Genomic DNA, 16,615 nt, shown 5'->3' on the forward strand with positions numbered 1-16,615 from the left:
ATCTTCATCACGCAGGGTATGCGCGAGGCGATGCTGCAAATCTGCTGAATGTCCTCGAAGTGGAAGGGTGCCGTTGGTGTCTCACTCGGCAGATCCTGATTGACATGGTCTGACCGGCATCCTTTGCGTTGACCCTTGTCTTGGACATGGATGCTTTCCATTCGTCTGATGCCTTCAACAATCATCACCTTGGCACATCAAAGCGGGGAAAGTCTGACCCCGAGCGGGAACGCCTTGGGGAGCACATCACGGACCGCGGGTATCGGAGTTGAGGGAGGATTGTTGCGACATTGTCCTGTGTCCGCGCCTTCAAATCCCACCAACGTGCCTCCTGCAAAAAGCAGCATTCAACTCAGAGGATGACTTTTGTCTGTGCCCGGATGGCGCGAGATTACCTCCGTCGGTGCATCAGGCTCATCAACCGCGCTTGCCGGTCGAAGGGCTCTTTCTGCACGGGGGGACCGGCCTCACCGTCCATCATCCGCCGAACCATGAAGGTGGCAATACCGGCAAAGATCACTCCGGCGAGCGCCTGTCCGATCAGCACACCCTTGGCACCAAAAAGCCAAGCCCCTGTGAGGACCAGGGGAATGGTTCCCACAGTATGCAGCCCCCAATTGATGGCGGTGGAGCGGAATGGATGACCCATGTTGTTAAACGCCGCATTGGAAACGTAGATCACACCGCTGAAGAAGAATGCCAGCGCCAGCGGACCGCAGAACAGCAACAGCAGATCGCGCGTCACGCCTTCGGCGCCAAAGAGCGCGATGATCGGGCCGCGAAGGGCAAAAAGTATTCCTGTCATCGCCACGATGAAAATCCCACAGAACAATATCCCGTCGCGGTAGGCCTGCCGGACCCGGTCCATGCGACCTGCGCCGAAGTTCTGGCCAATGACCGGCCCGATGGCGCCCGACAATGCGAAGATCACGCCAAAGGCCACCGGCGTCATCCGGCCTACGATGGCCATGCCCGCCACCGCAGCCTCGCCAAAACTGGCCATGGCGCGGGTGACCACTGCCTGACCCAGGGGCGTGGCCAGTTGGGTCAGGATCGCCGGGCCGGCGATGGTCACGATGGGCACAAAGGCGACCCGCATCTCTGGCACGCCGGGGCGCACCAGCCCGCCGTGGTGGCGAAAGATCGGGATCAGCGCGGTGCCCGCGATCACGAGGCGCGCCGCGACGCTGGCCAGTGCAGCCCCAGTCAGGTCTAGCCCCAGGCCGAAGATCAGGATCGGATCGAGCACCGCGTTGACCAGCGCCCCCCAGATCGTCGCCATCATCGCGCGGCGCGCATCGCCATGGGCGCGCAGGATCGCACCACCCACCATGCCGACGATCAGGAACGGCAGGCTGGGCACGATGATCTGCAGGTAGTGAACGGCAAGGTCCAAAGTCTCGCCCGAGGCCCCCATGAGGGCTGCCAAGGGTGCAAGGTTCAGCCAGACCGCCGCCGCGAAGACCGCGCCGAAAACCACGCCCCACACAAGCGCTGCCGCCGCCTGCGCTTTCGCCAGTTCCGCGTCACCCATTCCCAAGGCTCGGGCCACCAATGCACCCGCCGCAATGGCCATGCCGATCCCAAAGGAGGTGGTAAAGAACAGGATCGCGCCTGCATATCCCACGGCCGCCGCCAGTTCGGCATTGCCCAGCATCGCGATGAAGACCATGTCGATGAAGTCGACCGCGAAGACCGCCATCAGCCCGACGGATGAGGTCAGCGCCATCACCGTGATATGGCGAAAGAGGTTGCCCTCCAGAAACACGGCGCGTGTTTCGGTGATTGGCGGCGTTGTCATTGCCGGGTCTCGCTGCGCAGCGCATGTGGTGTTTTCCCGGTCCATTTCCGAAACGCGCGCTGGAAGGCGTTTGGATCGCGGTAGCCCACCAGATGCGCGATCTGCTGGTTGTTCAGTTCACTCTTGACCAGATAGCGGATCGCAAGCTCTTTTCGCGTTTCGTCCAGAAGCGACTGGAATGTCACGCCCTCTTCTCCGAGGCGGCGCAGAAGCGTGCTCCGTCCCAGTTTCAGGCGGCTGCAGACATGGGCGATGGTGGGTTCGGTGATCGAGAACGCCTCGACCATCGTCGCCCGGACCCGGTCCGACAGGGGCACCCCCTTGGACTGGATCATCGCCTGGGCTTGCAGGTCGGCTTCGGTGGCCTGCCACAGGTCGGGATTGTCCGAGACGAAGGGCGCGCGCGCATCGGCGCGGGCATAGGTCAGCGAAGCGTCCCCCTGCTCGGGGATCTGGTCGAAGACCTCCGCCAGACGCGCGCGCTCGTCCTGCGGAAGCGGAAGGGACACCCGCTTAGGGCGGATCGCATGACGCGCCAAGGCATTGGCCTGCGCATGCAGGTAGATGATCTGGGGGCTGCTGAACGATCCGGGCAGGGCGTTCAGCAGGTCCGGGGCGACCCGCACGGTGAACTCCGACGCGCTGCGCGACACGACGAACCGCATCGGCCCGAACAGGCTCTTGAACTGTGCCATGCGCGTGATGCCGGTCTCGAAATCCGGGGCGGTCGACAGCGCGAAAAGAACCGGGATCGCCGGACCACCTGCCATGCGCAATCCGAGAAGCTTCGAGACGTCCTGCTGCCCCGTCAGGTCCATCATCGCGGCCCAGAGCGCCAGGTATTCGTCGGCGGAGACCAGAAAGGCCCGGTCGTTGCGCTCGGTCGCGTTGATGCCCGCGCGGATCAGAACATCGTCCCAGCCGACACCAAGCATCCCGCAGATCGGGCCCGAGAGGACAGCGGATGTATAGATCGGGGATCGCTCTTGCGTCTGCATCCAGGGGAGCCTTTCACGCGGGGACTCCGCGCGTTGCACTAGAAACGCTCGCCCTATTCTTGGCAACGGCGTTGAGCCGATCTGCAAGTCATTGACACGATCTGCAAGTCGCAAGCGGTGGAAGACAGCCAGCCCACAAGCCTAGTTTGACGATGACATCTGTACGTGGAGAGATCGCCTTGGACCTGACATCGAAGATCATTCTTGTCACCGGCGGCGGTTCGGGAATCGGCTTTGAACTGGCCCGGCAACTTGTGGCGCTTGGCAACACGGTCGTCATCTGCGGGCGCGACGCGGGCAGGCTCGCGGAGGCCGCAAGACTGACCGGGGCGCAACCGATCACAGGGGATGTGACGGTCGCCGATGATCAGGAGCGCATTTTGTCGGCGATCCGGGAGCAGCATGGTCGGCTTGACCTGCTGATCAACAACGCGGGCATTTTCCTGGCCTATGACTTCAGGAGCGATCCCGGCGCGCTGCAAAAGATCGAGGCCGAGATCGCGATCAACGCGACTGCCCCGCTGACACTCACGCGGCGCGCCTTGCCGCTTCTGGAGAAAAGCGCACAGCCGGGGGTTCTGTTCATCGGATCGGGAATCGCATTTGTCGCGTCACCCGGAACGCCGATCTATTCCGGGACGAAGGCGCTGATCCATCATTGTGCACAAACCCTGCGTCACCAGTTGCAGCCCCACGGCATCACCGTTTTCGAAGCGATGCCGCCGGTCGTCGATACCGACATGGCATCGGTGCTGAAGTCCGACAATTTCAAGAAGATGAAGCCTTCGGACCTGGTGCGCGACATCCTCGAAGGCATGCGCCGGAACCAGACCGAGATGCTTCTGGGACAATCGCGCCAGATCAAGCTGATGAGCCGGATCGCCCCCGCCTTCCTGTTTCGTCAGTTCGCCAAGACCGAGTTTCATTGACCCCCAACGACAAGGCCATTGTCATGCCATCGGATGTTTACCGTAGCCGCGTCAACGCGCTGGCTGTCATTACCTCAGCCGCCTTCTTCGGCGCCAATGCCTTCATCGGGCTGTCGATGGGCGGTTACTGGCTCAGCCTCGCTCCTTCCGAGTTCGTCGCGCAATTCTTTCCCCAGTTCAGCAATTTTCTCTTCACGATCATGCCGTTCTTTCTGCTGATGCCGGTTGGCCTGATCCTGTCGGCCCGGCTCGACGGGCATGTTGCCCGGGCGCGCCGCAACTGGGTGATCGCGCTTTGGCTCTATCTGGCGGTCTCGCTGATCACCATCTTCTACCACATGCCGCTCAACGTGCGACTTGCGGCGGCGATCGGGTCGCCCGTGGGGGATGCGCTGGATTTCTACAAGGGCATTGCGATGACCGGCCCGGTGACGGACGAGAATGCCGCCACGATCCGTGGGCTTTGGCTTCTGGGTCATATCCCCCGCGTCCTGATCACGCTTGCAATCCCAGTTTATATCCTGCGCGCGATGGCCGCGGGCCCCGCGCGCTAAAGCAATTTGACACCAAAAACAAAGGTTGCCCACGATGACGCCCGACACCTATCGCAAAGCTGTCAATATGACGGCCGTGGTCGCCTCCGCAGCCTTTGCGGGCGGCGGGCTGCTCATCCTTGTCTCCTACGGCATCAGGTGGCTCGGGACTGACCCGCTGGTCTGGCGGACAGGCTTCTGGGACGAGTTCCTGAATTTCGCGCTCACGATCATCCCGCTCAACCTGATCACCTTGGTTGGGCTGTTCTTTTCGGTGCGGCTGGACTGGAAAAACCTCCCGGTGCGCCGCCTCTGGATGTGGGCGGTCTGGCTTTACGTCGCCAATACCGTGTTCACGCTGGGCTATTTCATCCCTCAGAACATCCTGCTGATCTGGGACAGTTATACAGCGGCCGAGGCATCGAGCGTGCGCGCGACCTGGCTTGCGCTGCACGTCATCCGCGTGGCGATCGCTCTGGCTGTTCCGGTCTTCGCCTTGCTAGCCGTCCTCAAACACGCCGAAAGGCACGCGGCATGACACCGATGATCAAATGGGCCATCACGCTGTTGATGGGTGCCACGATCTTCCGCGCGCAGACCATCCTGTTCCTGCCCGAGGTGAAAATGTTCGGCGGCATCGCACCCGATGGCTGGTTCGGCCCGTGGCTGAGCGACACGATCATCGGGTTTGCGGTGCCGGTGATGCTCTACCTCTTCTGGACCCGGCGCAGCGTGGCCATCTGGGGGGCGCTTGTCGCCTACAACGCCGTGGGGGCCTTCGACTATTCACAGGGCCTGATCACGCAGATGATCAGTCCCATGCCGGTAGAGATGGCCTCGGCCACAACGGTCTATGTGGGGATCGGCCTGTTCATGTGCTTCCAGCTTGTAGCGCTCGGACTGCTGTTTCGCCGCGACGTGATCACGGAATTCAAGGCCTGGGGCTGATGCGCGGTCACCTGCCTTTGCCTCTTGGCGTCGGGCTGGTGACCGGCACGAAACCCGAGCTTGCACGGATCGACCGGTGCATCCGTCGCTGCAAGGACAAGGTCGGTGAAATTTCCATAGGCGCAGCGCTTCAACCGCGACAGCCCTATGTCAAGGAGGGAAGATCAATGCGAGGTCCGGACACGCCTGACCAGAATTGTCTGCATTTGACCATAAATGCATATCGCTATTGAACCCCACCGGATTTACCTTTCAAAGGCGCGGTGTCACGCCTCGTCCACAAACCGACCGGAGAGAAACATGCAACTCACGATAAACGGAGAACCGCGCGAGATCGACGCGAATCCAGACATGCCGCTTCTGTGGGTCCTCCGCGACGAGCTCAAGATGACGGGCACGAAATTCGGCTGCGGCGTCGCCTCTTGCGGGGCCTGCACCGTGCATATCAACGGAGAGGCCACGCGGTCGTGTCAGGCACTGATCGGCGATCTCGAAGGTGCCACCGTGACCACCATCGAGGCGATCGACACGCCAGCGGCCAGGGCGATCCAGACAGCCTGGGTCGAGTTGCAGGTCCCGCAATGCGGCTACTGCCAGTCCGGCCAGATCATGTCGGCCTCGGCGCTTCTGACCGAAACGCCCAAGCCCACCGACGACGACATCGACGCAGCCATGGAGGGCAATCTCTGCCGCTGCGCCACCTATGCCCGCATCCGCCGTGCGATCCACCGCGCCGCCGAAATCATGGAGGCCTGAGATGCTGCATTATCTCGATGCGAAACGCCCCGCGCCGCAGCCCACGCGCCGCACCTTCCTCAAGCTGTCCGCAGGGGCCTTGGGCGGGCTGCTGATCGGTGCCGTGATCCCCCAGAAGGGCCTTGCCGATACCGCGTCCGGGGCACTGGCCACGCCCTTTGTCCACATCACGCCGGACAACCGCGTGATCGTTCTCAGCAAGCATCTGGACAAGGGACAAGGGACAGCGACGGGTCTTGCCACGCTGGTCGCCGAGGAACTCGACGCCGCCGCAGATCAGGTCGAGGTCGAATTCGCCCCGTCGAACCCCGAGCTATACAAGAACTTCCTGTTCGGTCTCCAGGGCACAGGCGGGTCCACCGCCATGGCCAACTCGTTTGACCAGTACCGCCAGGCCGGGGCTGTCGTTCGCGCAATGATCGTGGCCGCCGCAGCCTCGGAATGGGGTGTACCGACAGGCGACATCACGATCACGAACGGTGTGGTCTCGGGTGGCGGCAATTTGGCAACTCTTGGTGAACTTTCCGCCCTCGCCGCGGCGCAGGAGCCGCCAGCCGAAGTGACGCTGAAATCCCCGGAAGACTGGGTCTATATCGGCAAGGGTTTTCCCCGCGTCGAGTTGCCGATGAAGACACGCGGCAGCGTCGGACTGTTCGGAATGGATGCCCAGCCCGAAGGCGGCCTTGTGGCCGTGACCGCCCGCCCACCCCGCTTTGGTGCGACGCTGGCCTCGGTGGATGCCACAGCGGCACTGGCGCTGGACGGGGTCGAGGCGGTTCTCGAAATCCCGCAAGGCGTTGTGGTGGTGGCGACCAACACATGGACGGCGATGCAGGGCCGCGAGGCGCTGGTGCTTGACTGGGTCGCGGGCTCGGGCGAGACCCGGGGCACCGACGCGCTTCTTGACGAATTTCGCGCCGCACTCGACGCACCCGGCCTGCCATCCCACCCGCGCGGCGACGCGTCCGCAAAACTCGCTCAGGCCGCGCAGGTGATCGAGGCCGAGTACGTCTTCCCCTACCTTGCGCATGCGCCGATGGAACCGCTTGACATGACCGTGCTGTACGATGGCCAGTCGGCGACCTTCTGGGGCGGTTCGCAGATCCAGACACTGGATCATGGCACAGCGGCGGCGGTCCTCGGCCTCGACTTCCCGCAGATCACGATCAACACCCGCTGGGGTGGTGGGTCCTTTGGTCGCCGCGCGACGCCAGACGGCCATCTGGCCGCCGAGACGGCGATGATCGGCAAAGCCTGGCTCGACGCGGGCAACGCCGCGCGCCCGATCAAGCTGGTGTATTCCCGCGAGGACGACATTCGCGGCGGTTACTACCGGCCGATGGCGGTGCACCGCGTGCGCGCCGGGCTCGACGCCGAGGGCAACATCTCGGGCTGGGAGCATCGCATCGTCAGCCAGTCGATCTTTACCGGCACATCGTTCGAAAGCTTTGTCGTTCAGGACGGGGTCGACCATTCGACGGTCGAGGGCATTTCGGACACCACCTATGCGATCCCGGACATGCATGTGGACGTGCATCACCCGAAGGTCGGCGTTCCCACGCTGTGGTGGCGTTCGGTCGGGCATACCCACACCGCCTATGTCATGGAAACTATGATGGATGAACTGGCCGTGGCGGCCGGGCGCGATCCGGTTGAATTCCGCCTCGCCCATCTTGCCGAGGACGCACGGCTGGCCGGTGTGCTGCACCTCGCTGCCGAAAAGGCCGGACCGACAGGGCCCGAGGGCACCCATCGCGGCATCGCGGTTCACAAGAGCTTCAACAGCTACGTGGCCGAGATTGCGGATGTGCGGATCCGCGACGATGGCACTGTGAAGGTCGAGAAAGTGACCTGCGGCGTCGATTGCGGCGTGCCGATCAACCCCGACAACATCAACGCCCAGATCGAGGGCGGGCTGGGCTATGGCCTGTCGGCCATCCTGCGCGAAGAGATCACGATGGTGGACGGCGAAGTGGCGCAGTGGAACTACCCCGATTACACGCCGCTGCGGATCGCCGACATGCCGGAGGTCGAGGTGCACATCGTCCGCTCGGACGCGGCGCCTACCGGCATCGGTGAGCCGGGCACGCCACCGATCGGCCCGGCCGTCGCCAACGCGGTTTTCCGGGCGACGGGAACCCGCGTTCGTGAGTTGCCCTTCACGCGGCACGGGCTGGCATGACACTGCCAGTCCTACAAACGGAAAGGTAAAATTTGGCGAGCGGGTCATTCTGAGTCTCAGACATGGCAACGGGATCGGGGTCGACTTGTGGCGGCGCAGCATGACGCCAGATCTTGAGGTCCCGCCGATGGCGGCACCCAACGGTTTGGTGGGACTGTCTCGCGCTGCCGGCGAAGGTCCGCTCCCCTGAAGGTTTTTCGATGTGGGCCGCCCACGTCGCGCAGCGGCCCACATCGAAAAACCTTCAGGAAGTCGGACCTTGGACAAAGGCTCGAAAGTCGGCGCGGATGAGACTGCCCAAACGCCAAAATCACCCGGTCATCTGTTTTCTGCCTTCTGGTTCTCGGAATGCGCTTCAAACGTGGCGCACGGCTTGGGGCGTCGCATCCCGCTCTTCACGAATGGTCATCAGCGCGTCATAGGCGATCAGCCCGTCACGGATCTTCACTTCGGATTCAGCGACGAGTTCGTTGATGCCCGGAATTGCCTGTGTCAGAAACCGTGTGCCGATCAGCCCCATCGCCCAGGGAATTTCGACTGCATAGTGGGTCGCACGCGCCTCCTGGTCGGGAAAACCGATGGCGGTAAAGGGCGCAGGCGCGACGGACTCTCCCGGCCCAACGAGGAATGACACGGGTTCGAAAATAACGTCGGCGTCCTTTCCTCGTTTTGCTGAAAGGTCGCTTACCATGAGGGGCGTAGCGGAGATGATGGTTTCCCGCCGAGGCGCAGCCATTTTCCCCCACCCACCATCGGCACGATCCTTTTCGCTGCCGACCGCAGCCGCCCGATCTCGGACAAGGGCCCAGCCGCGAGCAGCACAACCGCCGCAGCCCAGCTGTGCCATGCCGTGATTGCCAGAATGATCAACGGCAAGATCATGACGCGCGTTCGCGCAGCGATTGCAGTCCGAGGGGTACCTCGAAACCCTGCGTGGGCGGCCCCGATGGCCATGCGCCGGGGCACGCAGCAGACTCCTGAGATCAGAGCGTCTTGGTCGAGAAATACCAATCCTTGGTGTCATAGCCTTCGGTCATGCGCGCCTCTGCCGCGTCCGTTGTTTGCGGTGTCGGGACGATCACGGCCTGACCGGGCGTCCAGTTCTCGGGCGTTGCGACCTTGTGGGTGTCGGATGTCTGAAGCGCTTGCACAAGACGGTAGAATTCGTCGATCGACCGCCCATTGGTCATCGGGTAGTAGACCATCGCGCGCAGGACGCCTTCGGGGTCGATGATGAAGGTGGCGCGCACGGCTTGTGTGTCGGATGCGCCAGGCTGAATCATGCCGTAGGCCTGCGCCACTTTCATGTCGAGATCTGCAATGATCGGGAAGCGGATGTCGACGCCAAAGCTGTCCTTGATCGACCGGACCCACGCGATATGCGCGTAGTGGCTGTCGATCGACAGACCGATCAGGTCGGTGTTCAGCGCAGCAAAGTCTTCGGCACGACGCGCGAAGGCGGTGAATTCCGTGGTGCAGACCGGCGTGAAATCGGCTGGATGCGAAAACAGGATGAGCCATTTGCCGCGATAGTCGGTCAGCGTTTTCCGACCATGCGTGGTCAGCGCATCGAACTCCGGCGCGGGTTCGTTGATCCGGGGCATCGCGACCTGCGATGCAGGAGTGATTTGGGTGACAGCATTCATTGTGGTCTCTCCTTTTTGCTCGTCTGAGACCGGGATAGACACTCTGGATATATTCTGGAAATTGAATTAAACGGACAGGGTGATCTGTTTTTTCGATAACCAGGGGCACCATGACGACACTTCGCCAAATGCGGTTTCTTGTTGCCCTGGACGATACCAAGAACTTTTCGCGTGCTGCCGAGATCTGCAACGTGACGCAATCGACCCTCTCTTCCGGCCTCAAGGAGATGGAGGCGCGCCTTGGTGTGAAAGTGGCCGAACGCAGCACCCATTCCGTTCTCATGACGTCAATCGGCACAGCCCTTGCGAACCGTGCGCGCGAAATCCTGGCAAAAGTGAGCGATTTTGAAGCCGCGGCACATGCCGAAATGTCTGCCGGACCAACCCGGCTCAGACTGGGTGTTATCCCGACGGTGGGCCCGTTCCTGCTGCCGCGTGCTCTGCCTGCTCTGCGTGAGACATGGCCCAAGATGCAGGTCTACCTACGCGAAGAACTGACGGACTCGCTGCTGTCAGGTCTCATGGAAGGTCGTCTGGATCTCATCCTGATTGCTTTGCCGCATGACCTGCCGGAACAGGTGGAAACCATGCTGCTGTTCGAGGACAACTACAGTCTTGCCACATCCCGGGCCCACCCGCTGGCCAATCTTTCACGGATTGAAGGCGCCGATCTTGCGGGTCGTCGGCTTTTGCTTCTGGAACGTGGGCACTGTCTGCAAAAACACGCGCTGTCCAGCGTGCCGGGGGTTGCCCTTGAAGAAGACGCATCCTTTTCGGCCACCAGTTTGCCAACGCTGGTCTCGATGGTCGAGGAAGGCATCGGAGTGACCCTTTTGCCGAACCTGGCGATTGAAGCGGGACTGACGGCGGGACACGACCTGCATCTGTCGCAGCTTGAAGGTGCAACTCCACGCCGTGTCGTTCTGGCATGGCGCAAGAGCAGCACGTACCCGGATATTTTCCAGCAGATCGGTGAAATCCTGCGCCGCACGAAACGGTGAGTTCGGTGATTTTGCGGCCAGGTTCACAGCCGCCACACCATCAGCGAGCCTTCACGAAATTCGACTGACTCCGGTGTCTTCTTGCTGGTTACGTCTTCGTGATCTTTGGGGCCGTCATGGTGAAATCTGTTTATGCTCCCGTCACTGGCGGGCTGGCCTATGGATTTACCAACCGCACGCGCACGCGGCCGGGCATGGGGACGGAAGGCCTTAGGATCGACGGGACGTTGGGAAACCTCAAGGGAGGGGAGGTCATGTATCTGCCGCTTGCGCGTCTGGCGGTCAGTCATGACATCTCGAACGGCTAGAACTGGGATGCCGCGCTCGCGACGATCCTGTCCCGACTGATGTACATTCCCGTTTTCCATCTCGGGACTCCAGTCCTGCGCACCGAGCTCTATTGCCATGCCCGCGTTTGCAACCGGGCTCCTTGTTGGGGTGCCCGACACTCTGCCCTGACTCGGCGTCGGTGGAAGCCACCGCACAATCGAACGGCCGCAAACGCTGAATGTCGGGACAGATCAAGCAGGCCTAACGACATCTTCGCAAAGAGTGGTTTATTGGGTCTTCCCTGAAGTGGACGGCAGGGTGTCCGCCTCCCGGAACGCCAGCGGAGACAGGCCCGTCCAGCGCCGGAAGCTTCTCGAAAAGCTGTTGGCATCGCGGTAGGCGAGAATATTTGCGATCTCGTCGGCGCGCAGGGTTGTCTTGGTGAGATACCGGACCGCCATGTCGCGCCGCGTGGCGTCGAGGACCGCCTGATATGATGTCTCCTCTTCGCGCAATCGCCTCTGCAACGTGCTGCGGCTGATCCCGAGGGCCTGCGCCACGTCCTCGGCCCCCGTACGCCCTGCGGGCATCAGATCAACCAAGGCTCCTCGCACCCGCTCGGCGACAGGCCAACGGTCGTTCTGGGTTGCCAGCTGAAGCTTGAGGTCGGCCTCGATATCGGCCCAGAGGGCGGGGTTCTCGGAAATGAACCGGCGTTTCGCATCCTCGGGCGAGAAGGCCACGTAGGTGGCGTGCGACCGCTCCGGCATGACGCCGAGATGACCGGCGATCATGTGCCGCTCCTCCTCGGACCCATCGAAGCCCGCCGCAACCGGGCAGACCAGATGGGCCGCCGCCCCGCGAATGTTCTCGACCGCGACCAAGAGTTGAAGCGCGCCAAAGCTCGGCGGCATCGGCACACGCGCATCGACACTGTCGAATTCCAGCCGAAGCAAGTTGCCGTCCCAGAACACCCGCATGAGCGTCGGGCCGAGGAGCGACTTGAACTGCGCCAGACGCATCAGGCCGGTTTCCATGTCCGGCGCGCAGGACAGCGTGAAAAAGACCGGGATCACCGGCCCGCGCGAGATCGCAACACCCAAGTGGGGCACATAGTCGGGGCGCGGCGACAGCACCTCCATCGTGTTCCAGCAGTCGAAATACTGCTGCGCCGTGCCTCGCACCTCGGTTCTGCCGCGCGCAAGCGCGCCAAGGCCTGCCGTCTCCAGCATCACCTGCGGATCGACGCCAAGGATGCGGCACGCCACGTCGGTCGCCATGAACAGGGAATAGGTCTGTGAATTATCCATGCGCCCGGTCTTTCAATTATCGTACCTGAATGCCACGGGCAGTTGCCCACGACCAGATCCCGAAGACCGCCTGACCCAATCTGCATGCACCTGACCACATATGCATATCGCCGCACGGCGCTGCCGGACCTAGCTTAGAATGATTGATACGCCAAGTCTCGTCCACCAGCTGACTGGAGAAAGCCATGGACCTTACGATAAACGGCACCAGTCACACGGTCGACCTGCCAGACGACATGCCGCTGCTCTGGGCGCTGCGGGACGGCCTGAACATCACCAGTGTCAAATACGGCTGCGGCATTGCCCAATGCGGGGCCTGCACGGTGCATATCGGTGGCGAAGCCGTGCGCTCCTGCCAGGTCGCGTTGGCCGATGTCTGGGGCGAGATCACCACGATCGAGGGGCTGGGCACGCCCGAGGCTTTGCACGCCGTGCAGGAGGCGTGGATCGAACACCAGGTGGCGCAATGCGGCTACTGCCAATCCGGCCAGATCCTGCAGGCCGCCGACCTGCTGGCTCGCAACCCCGAACCGACCGATGACGATATCGACGCCGTGATGTCGGGCAACCTGTGCCGCTGCGGGACCTATCCCCGCATCCGCGCCGCCGTCCACGCTGCGGCCAGCGCGATGCGGGAGGTCTGAGCTATGGGACGCGCCAGAACCATCGCCCGCCGCAGTTTCCTGATCGGGTCGGCCGCGATCCTCGGCGGGGTCGCCTTTGGGGCTTATTTCGTCAGCCGCCCAACCCCCAACCCCTTGCTTGATGGTCTGGCCGAGGGCGAAGCGGCCCTCACTCCCTTCGTTAGGATCACGCCGGATGGCATCACGCTGATCGTGCCGCGCGCCGATGTGGGGCAGGGGATCGCCTCGACTCAGGCCATGCTGATCGCCGAGGAGTTGGACATCGACCCAAGGACCGGCACGCTCGACCCCGGCCAGCCGCATCAGGCCTATTTCAACGGCATCATCGCAGCCGAAAGCATGCCCTTCCCGGCATGGGAGCACGGGGCCGTGGCCAACACGGTGCGTGACGTGATGATGAACGTCGCGCGCCTCACTGGCTCGCAGTTCACCGGCGGGTCCTCGTCTGTCGCCGACCTGCACGAGACCCTGCGCCGCGCCGGTGCCACGGCGCGGGAGACACTCAAGGCCGCGGCGTCGGCGCGCACGGGCGTGCCGAGGGCGGACCTGCGGACCGAGGACGGGCATGTCCTGTTGCCCGACGGCACGCGCATCGCTTATATCGAGCTAGCCGCCGAGGCAGCGGCGATCGAGCCCGTCACCAACGTGACGCTCCGCCCCGCGTCCGACTGGACGCGCCTGGGCAAGCCGTACCAACGGCTCGACATCGTCGCGAAATCGACTGGAACGCAGGAGTACGGGATCGACGTCGTGCTGCCCGGGATGCTGCACGCCACGGTGCGCGCCAACCCCGGGCGCGGCGGTGCAATGGCAAGCTACTCTGCGGATGCCGCGCTTGCGATGCAGGGCGTGCGGTCGGTCGTTACGGTGAACGAGGGGCTAGCCGTCAGCGCCGACAACACGTGGTTCGCCTTTCAGGCAGCGCAGGCGCTGGTTGTCGAGTGGGTTCCTCCCGACTACCCGGCCAGTTCCACCGAGATGTGGCAGGCGCTGAGCGACGCGCGCACGGACGAGTTCCGCAACAGCCGCCTGCGCGACGACGGCGATGTCGAGGCCACGCTTGCCGCTGCCAGCGTGATCGATGCGGAATACCGCGCGCCCTTCCTCGCCCATGCCGCCCTCGAGCCGCTCAGCGCGACAGTGTTGGTCGAGGCGGACAGGGTGCAGATCTGGACCGCGACGCAGATTCCCGCCGTGGTGCGCGATGCTGCGGTCGCGCTGACGGGCCTCGATCCGTCGCAGGTCACCCTGCATGTCCTGCCCGCAGGCGGCAGTTTTGGCCGCAGGCTGGATCACGACTACGTGGTGCAGGCGATCCAGATCGCCGCCACCATGCCCGGCACCCCGATCAAGACCACCTGGAGCCGGGAGGAGGACATGACCCATGACTACCCCCGTCCGCTCCACATGGCCGTTGGCCGGGGCGCGGTGGGGAATGGCCGGGTGCTGGCCTATGACCTCGACAGCATCAGCCCCTCGCTCATCTCGTCGTGGTTCGGGCGCATCTTCATCGTGCCGCCGGGGCCCGACACGATGCTGGTCTGGGGTGCCTTCGACCAGCCCTATGCCATCCCGAACTACCGCGTGACGGGCTATGCCGCGCCGCCGATGATGCCGGTCGGGTCGTGGCGGTCGCCCGGCGCCTGTTCGAACAGCTTCTTCCACGAAAGCTTCCTGTCCGAACTGATCCATGCCGCCGGGGCCGACCCGCTGGAGGAACGGCTGCGCCTGATCGCGGACTCAGACTCGCGCCGGGTGCTGGAGGCGGTGGGCGAGATGTCGAACTGGGCGGGCGCCGACATCGGGCCAGGGCGCGGGCGGGGGATCGCTTTTGCCCATACCCATGGCGTGCCCGTGGCCGAGGTCATCGACGTGACCATGACAGACCGGGGCATCCGCATCGACGAGGTCTGGATCGCCGCCGATTGCGGCACCGTGTTCGACCCGGTCAACGCCGAGGCGCAGCTGACCGGCGCGGCCATCTTCGGCCTCGGTCACGCGATGAATTGCGAACTCACCTACGAGGGTCACGCCGTGCAGCAGACCAACTTCGACGCGTTCGAGGGGATGCGCCTGCACCAGACACCGCAGTTCCACACGCGATTGCTGGGCCGCGCCGAACGGGTGCGCGGACTGGGCGAACCCGCAACCGCCCCGGCGGCCCCCGCGCTTGCCGATGCCATCTTCGCAGCAACGGGCGAGCGCCTGCGCGAAATGCCGTTCAGCAAATCCGTGGATTTCGCATGATCCACTCTGTGCGTCTGTGCCTGATCGACGTGGCCAGCCTCACGCCCGGTACGACTGCTTTACGGCACGGTCTTGGACTCGACCGACCCGCGCGGAACGCAGGCGATGTCACCGCAAGAACCGGGTGAGCAAGGTTCCCGACACCCCCCTCAAAGGAAAGACCCATGGCAGATTCCGCATACCCCAAAGGCCAAACAGCGCTTCTTTGCGTCGATCCCTACAACGATTTCCTGGCCGAAGACGGCAAGATGTGGCCCGCCCTCAGCGAGGTCTCCAGATCGGTCGATCTTCATGCCAATCTGGTCAGGATCCGTGCGGCCATGCGCGAGGCCGGACATCCGATCTTCATCCTGCCCCATCACCGCCACCGCGACGGCGACTTCGACGGCTGGGCGCACCTGACGCCGTTTCAGTCCGCGGCTCATGAACACCAGATGTTCGCCGAGGGGACCAAGGGCGGCGACTGGTACGACGGGTTCGGCCCCGAGCACGGCGACATCGTCGTAAAGGAACACTGGGGTGCGTCGAGCTTTGCCAACACTGACCTCGATGTGCAGCTGCGCCAACGCGGGATCACCCATGTCATCTTCATCGGGGCGATCGCCAATACCTGTACCGAAGCGTCGGCACGATATGCGGCCGAGCTTGGCTATCATGTGACCCTTATTCGCGACGCAACGGCGGCCATGTCGCACGATGCCATGCACGCCGCGCACGAGATCAACGGTCCGACCTATGCCCATGCCATTCTCACCACGGCCGACGTGATCGGGAAACTCGCCGCGCAGGACGCAGCATGATCCTCGGGCACGCAGCCACGACCCTTGTCACCAAGCGCGCTGCGCCGGAAATGCGCTGATTGCGTCTCTTCGTCAACGCCATCCCGATCGACATCGCGATGTTCACGTTTGTCGCGCTCGGCATCGAGACAATGGAATCGACAGGCGGGAAGCCGCACGGCTCATGGAAAAATGGAACCTGGCTGGTCAAATCTGGCGTTTTGAGATTGAGGTAGGGTCCTTGCGGAGGATCGGAGCGATTCAAGCTTGCTCCAAAAAGTCTAACTGTGCCTCTGTGCGGCTTGTTCGCAAGTGCGTCTACAAGTCTGCAATTTTTTGGAAGCAGACCTTCCAAGCCACTGCTCGGGACCATGCCGCAGTGTAATGGGTGCCGTCGCAGAACGGCGTGTTCGCCGAGGCTCCGCAGTAGCAAAGCGCCACTTTGGGCTTGCCTGCCACGTCCGTCTCGACAGCGCCGATGCGGTTCGGAGGGTTCTCGACGATCAGCGGCCCGTTTGGGGCGGGAGTGATCTTGGGCAATTCGGTCATGGGTTGTTGGCCTTGCGGATTG

General features: G+C 63.2%; 17 protein-coding genes. 11 read left to right on the top strand and 6 right to left on the bottom strand.

Annotation, left to right across the window (positions count from 1 at the left end; all coding sequences use genetic code 11):
* Positions 1-391: 391 nt before the first annotated feature.
* Together IEV82_RS08365 and IEV82_RS08370 are read right to left on the bottom strand one after the other, a co-directional pair.
* Positions 392-1,786, bottom strand: coding sequence for an MATE family efflux transporter (locus tag IEV82_RS08365; RefSeq protein ID WP_188481845.1), 1,395 nt, complete (start codon positions 1,784-1,786; stop codon positions 392-394).
* Positions 1,787-1,797: 11 nt separating this feature from the next.
* Complete coding sequence (locus IEV82_RS08370; RefSeq protein ID WP_188481567.1) at positions 1,798-2,799, bottom strand: helix-turn-helix domain-containing protein; 1,002 nt, start codon at positions 2,797-2,799, stop codon at positions 1,798-1,800.
* A gap of 179 nt (positions 2,800-2,978) precedes the next feature.
* On the opposite strand from IEV82_RS08370, the gene IEV82_RS08375 reads away from it, so the two are divergent.
* The 6 genes from IEV82_RS08375 to IEV82_RS08400 all read left to right on the top strand — a co-directional run bounded on the left by IEV82_RS08375 (position 2,979) and on the right by IEV82_RS08400 (position 8,147).
* Entirely contained in the window at positions 2,979-3,728 is a 750-nt protein-coding gene (locus IEV82_RS08375) for an SDR family oxidoreductase (protein ID WP_188481568.1), read from the top strand.
* A 23-nt stretch (positions 3,729-3,751) separates the two neighbouring features.
* A complete protein-coding gene (locus IEV82_RS08380) occupies positions 3,752-4,282 on the top strand; it encodes an anthrone oxygenase family protein (protein ID WP_188481569.1) in 531 nt (176 codons plus the stop codon).
* Positions 4,283-4,316: 34 nt separating this feature from the next.
* Positions 4,317-4,799: a hypothetical protein gene (locus tag IEV82_RS08385; protein ID WP_188481570.1), complete on the top strand. Its 483-nt coding sequence runs from the start codon at positions 4,317-4,319 to the stop codon at positions 4,797-4,799.
* Complete coding sequence (locus IEV82_RS08390) at positions 4,796-5,209, top strand: hypothetical protein (protein ID WP_188481571.1); 414 nt, start codon at positions 4,796-4,798, stop codon at positions 5,207-5,209. Before IEV82_RS08385 ends, IEV82_RS08390 begins: the two co-directional genes overlap by 4 nt.
* 300 nt (positions 5,210-5,509) lie before the next feature.
* Positions 5,510-5,965 carry a (2Fe-2S)-binding protein gene (locus IEV82_RS08395; RefSeq protein ID WP_188481572.1) on the top strand — a complete coding sequence of 152 codons (456 nt, stop codon included), beginning with the start codon at positions 5,510-5,512 and terminating at the stop codon, positions 5,963-5,965.
* A 1-nt stretch (position 5,966) separates the two neighbouring features.
* Positions 5,967-8,147 carry a xanthine dehydrogenase family protein molybdopterin-binding subunit gene (locus tag IEV82_RS08400; protein WP_188481573.1) on the top strand — a complete coding sequence of 727 codons (2,181 nt, stop codon included), beginning with the start codon at positions 5,967-5,969 and terminating at the stop codon, positions 8,145-8,147.
* Between the two features lie 355 nt (positions 8,148-8,502).
* Here IEV82_RS08400 and IEV82_RS24165 read toward each other — a convergent pair whose 3' ends face one another.
* Both IEV82_RS24165 and IEV82_RS08410 read right to left on the bottom strand, forming a co-directional pair.
* A complete protein-coding gene (locus tag IEV82_RS24165) occupies positions 8,503-8,994 on the bottom strand; it encodes a cytochrome ubiquinol oxidase subunit I (protein WP_444543189.1) in 492 nt (163 codons plus the stop codon).
* A gap of 136 nt (positions 8,995-9,130) precedes the next feature.
* Positions 9,131-9,793, bottom strand: coding sequence for a peroxiredoxin (locus tag IEV82_RS08410; protein WP_188481574.1), 663 nt, complete (start codon positions 9,791-9,793; stop codon positions 9,131-9,133).
* A gap of 110 nt (positions 9,794-9,903) precedes the next feature.
* Here IEV82_RS08410 and IEV82_RS08415 point away from each other — a divergent pair, with 110 nt between their 5' ends.
* Positions 9,904-10,794 (top strand): hydrogen peroxide-inducible genes activator, encoded by an 891-nt coding sequence (locus IEV82_RS08415; protein WP_188481575.1) that lies wholly within the window; start codon positions 9,904-9,906, stop codon positions 10,792-10,794.
* 116 nt (positions 10,795-10,910) lie between these two features.
* Positions 10,911-11,102: a hypothetical protein gene (locus IEV82_RS08420; protein WP_188481576.1), complete on the top strand. Its 192-nt coding sequence runs from the start codon at positions 10,911-10,913 to the stop codon at positions 11,100-11,102.
* Positions 11,103-11,351: 249 nt separating this feature from the next.
* On the opposite strand, the gene IEV82_RS08425 is transcribed toward IEV82_RS08420, so the two are convergent.
* Complete coding sequence (locus tag IEV82_RS08425; RefSeq protein ID WP_188481577.1) at positions 11,352-12,374, bottom strand: helix-turn-helix domain-containing protein; 1,023 nt, start codon at positions 12,372-12,374, stop codon at positions 11,352-11,354.
* Positions 12,375-12,559: 185 nt separating this feature from the next.
* On the opposite strand from IEV82_RS08425, the gene IEV82_RS08430 reads away from it, so the two are divergent.
* The 3 genes from IEV82_RS08430 to IEV82_RS08440 all read left to right on the top strand — a co-directional run bounded on the left by IEV82_RS08430 (position 12,560) and on the right by IEV82_RS08440 (position 16,065).
* Positions 12,560-13,018 (top strand): (2Fe-2S)-binding protein, encoded by a 459-nt coding sequence (locus IEV82_RS08430; RefSeq protein ID WP_188481578.1) that lies wholly within the window; start codon positions 12,560-12,562, stop codon positions 13,016-13,018.
* Between the two features lie 3 nt (positions 13,019-13,021).
* Positions 13,022-15,265: a xanthine dehydrogenase family protein molybdopterin-binding subunit gene (locus IEV82_RS08435; protein WP_188481579.1), complete on the top strand. Its 2,244-nt coding sequence runs from the start codon at positions 13,022-13,024 to the stop codon at positions 15,263-15,265.
* A 164-nt stretch (positions 15,266-15,429) separates the two neighbouring features.
* Positions 15,430-16,065 (top strand): cysteine hydrolase family protein, encoded by a 636-nt coding sequence (locus IEV82_RS08440; RefSeq protein ID WP_188481580.1) that lies wholly within the window; start codon positions 15,430-15,432, stop codon positions 16,063-16,065.
* A gap of 297 nt (positions 16,066-16,362) precedes the next feature.
* Here IEV82_RS08440 and IEV82_RS08445 read toward each other — a convergent pair whose 3' ends face one another.
* Positions 16,363-16,593, bottom strand: coding sequence for a CDGSH iron-sulfur domain-containing protein (locus tag IEV82_RS08445; RefSeq protein WP_188481581.1), 231 nt, complete (start codon positions 16,591-16,593; stop codon positions 16,363-16,365).
* Positions 16,594-16,615 lie beyond the last annotated feature (22 nt).

The sequence above is a fragment of the Marivita lacus genome (assembly GCF_014637725.1).
Taxonomy (GTDB): Bacteria; Pseudomonadota; Alphaproteobacteria; order Rhodobacterales; family Rhodobacteraceae; genus Marivita; species Marivita lacus.

Excerpts from the sequence above, each read along its gene's own strand:
- IEV82_RS08430 (WP_188481578.1), top strand. The coding sequence starts at position 12,560 with ATGGACCTTACGATAAACGGCACCAGTCACACGGTCGACCTGCCAGAC.
- IEV82_RS08400 (WP_188481573.1), top strand. The coding sequence starts at position 5,967 with ATGCTGCATTATCTCGATGCGAAACGCCCCGCGCCGCAGCCCACGCGC.
- IEV82_RS08390 (WP_188481571.1), top strand. The coding sequence starts at position 4,796 with ATGACACCGATGATCAAATGGGCCATCACGCTGTTGATGGGTGCCACG.
- IEV82_RS08435 (WP_188481579.1), top strand. The coding sequence starts at position 13,022 with ATGGGACGCGCCAGAACCATCGCCCGCCGCAGTTTCCTGATCGGGTCG.
- IEV82_RS24165 (WP_444543189.1), bottom strand. The coding sequence starts at position 8,994 with ATGGCACAGCTGGGCTGCGGCGGTTGTGCTGCTCGCGGCTGGGCCCTT.
- IEV82_RS08410 (WP_188481574.1), bottom strand. The coding sequence starts at position 9,793 with ATGAATGCTGTCACCCAAATCACTCCTGCATCGCAGGTCGCGATGCCC.
- IEV82_RS08385 (WP_188481570.1), top strand. The coding sequence starts at position 4,317 with ATGACGCCCGACACCTATCGCAAAGCTGTCAATATGACGGCCGTGGTC.
- IEV82_RS08395 (WP_188481572.1), top strand. The coding sequence starts at position 5,510 with ATGCAACTCACGATAAACGGAGAACCGCGCGAGATCGACGCGAATCCA.
- IEV82_RS08445 (WP_188481581.1), bottom strand. The coding sequence starts at position 16,593 with ATGACCGAATTGCCCAAGATCACTCCCGCCCCAAACGGGCCGCTGATC.
- IEV82_RS08380 (WP_188481569.1), top strand. The coding sequence starts at position 3,752 with ATGCCATCGGATGTTTACCGTAGCCGCGTCAACGCGCTGGCTGTCATT.
- IEV82_RS08420 (WP_188481576.1), top strand. The coding sequence starts at position 10,911 with ATGGTGAAATCTGTTTATGCTCCCGTCACTGGCGGGCTGGCCTATGGA.
- IEV82_RS08370 (WP_188481567.1), bottom strand. The coding sequence starts at position 2,799 with ATGCAGACGCAAGAGCGATCCCCGATCTATACATCCGCTGTCCTCTCG.
- IEV82_RS08415 (WP_188481575.1), top strand. The coding sequence starts at position 9,904 with ATGACGACACTTCGCCAAATGCGGTTTCTTGTTGCCCTGGACGATACC.
- IEV82_RS08425 (WP_188481577.1), bottom strand. The coding sequence starts at position 12,374 with ATGGATAATTCACAGACCTATTCCCTGTTCATGGCGACCGACGTGGCG.
- IEV82_RS08440 (WP_188481580.1), top strand. The coding sequence starts at position 15,430 with ATGGCAGATTCCGCATACCCCAAAGGCCAAACAGCGCTTCTTTGCGTC.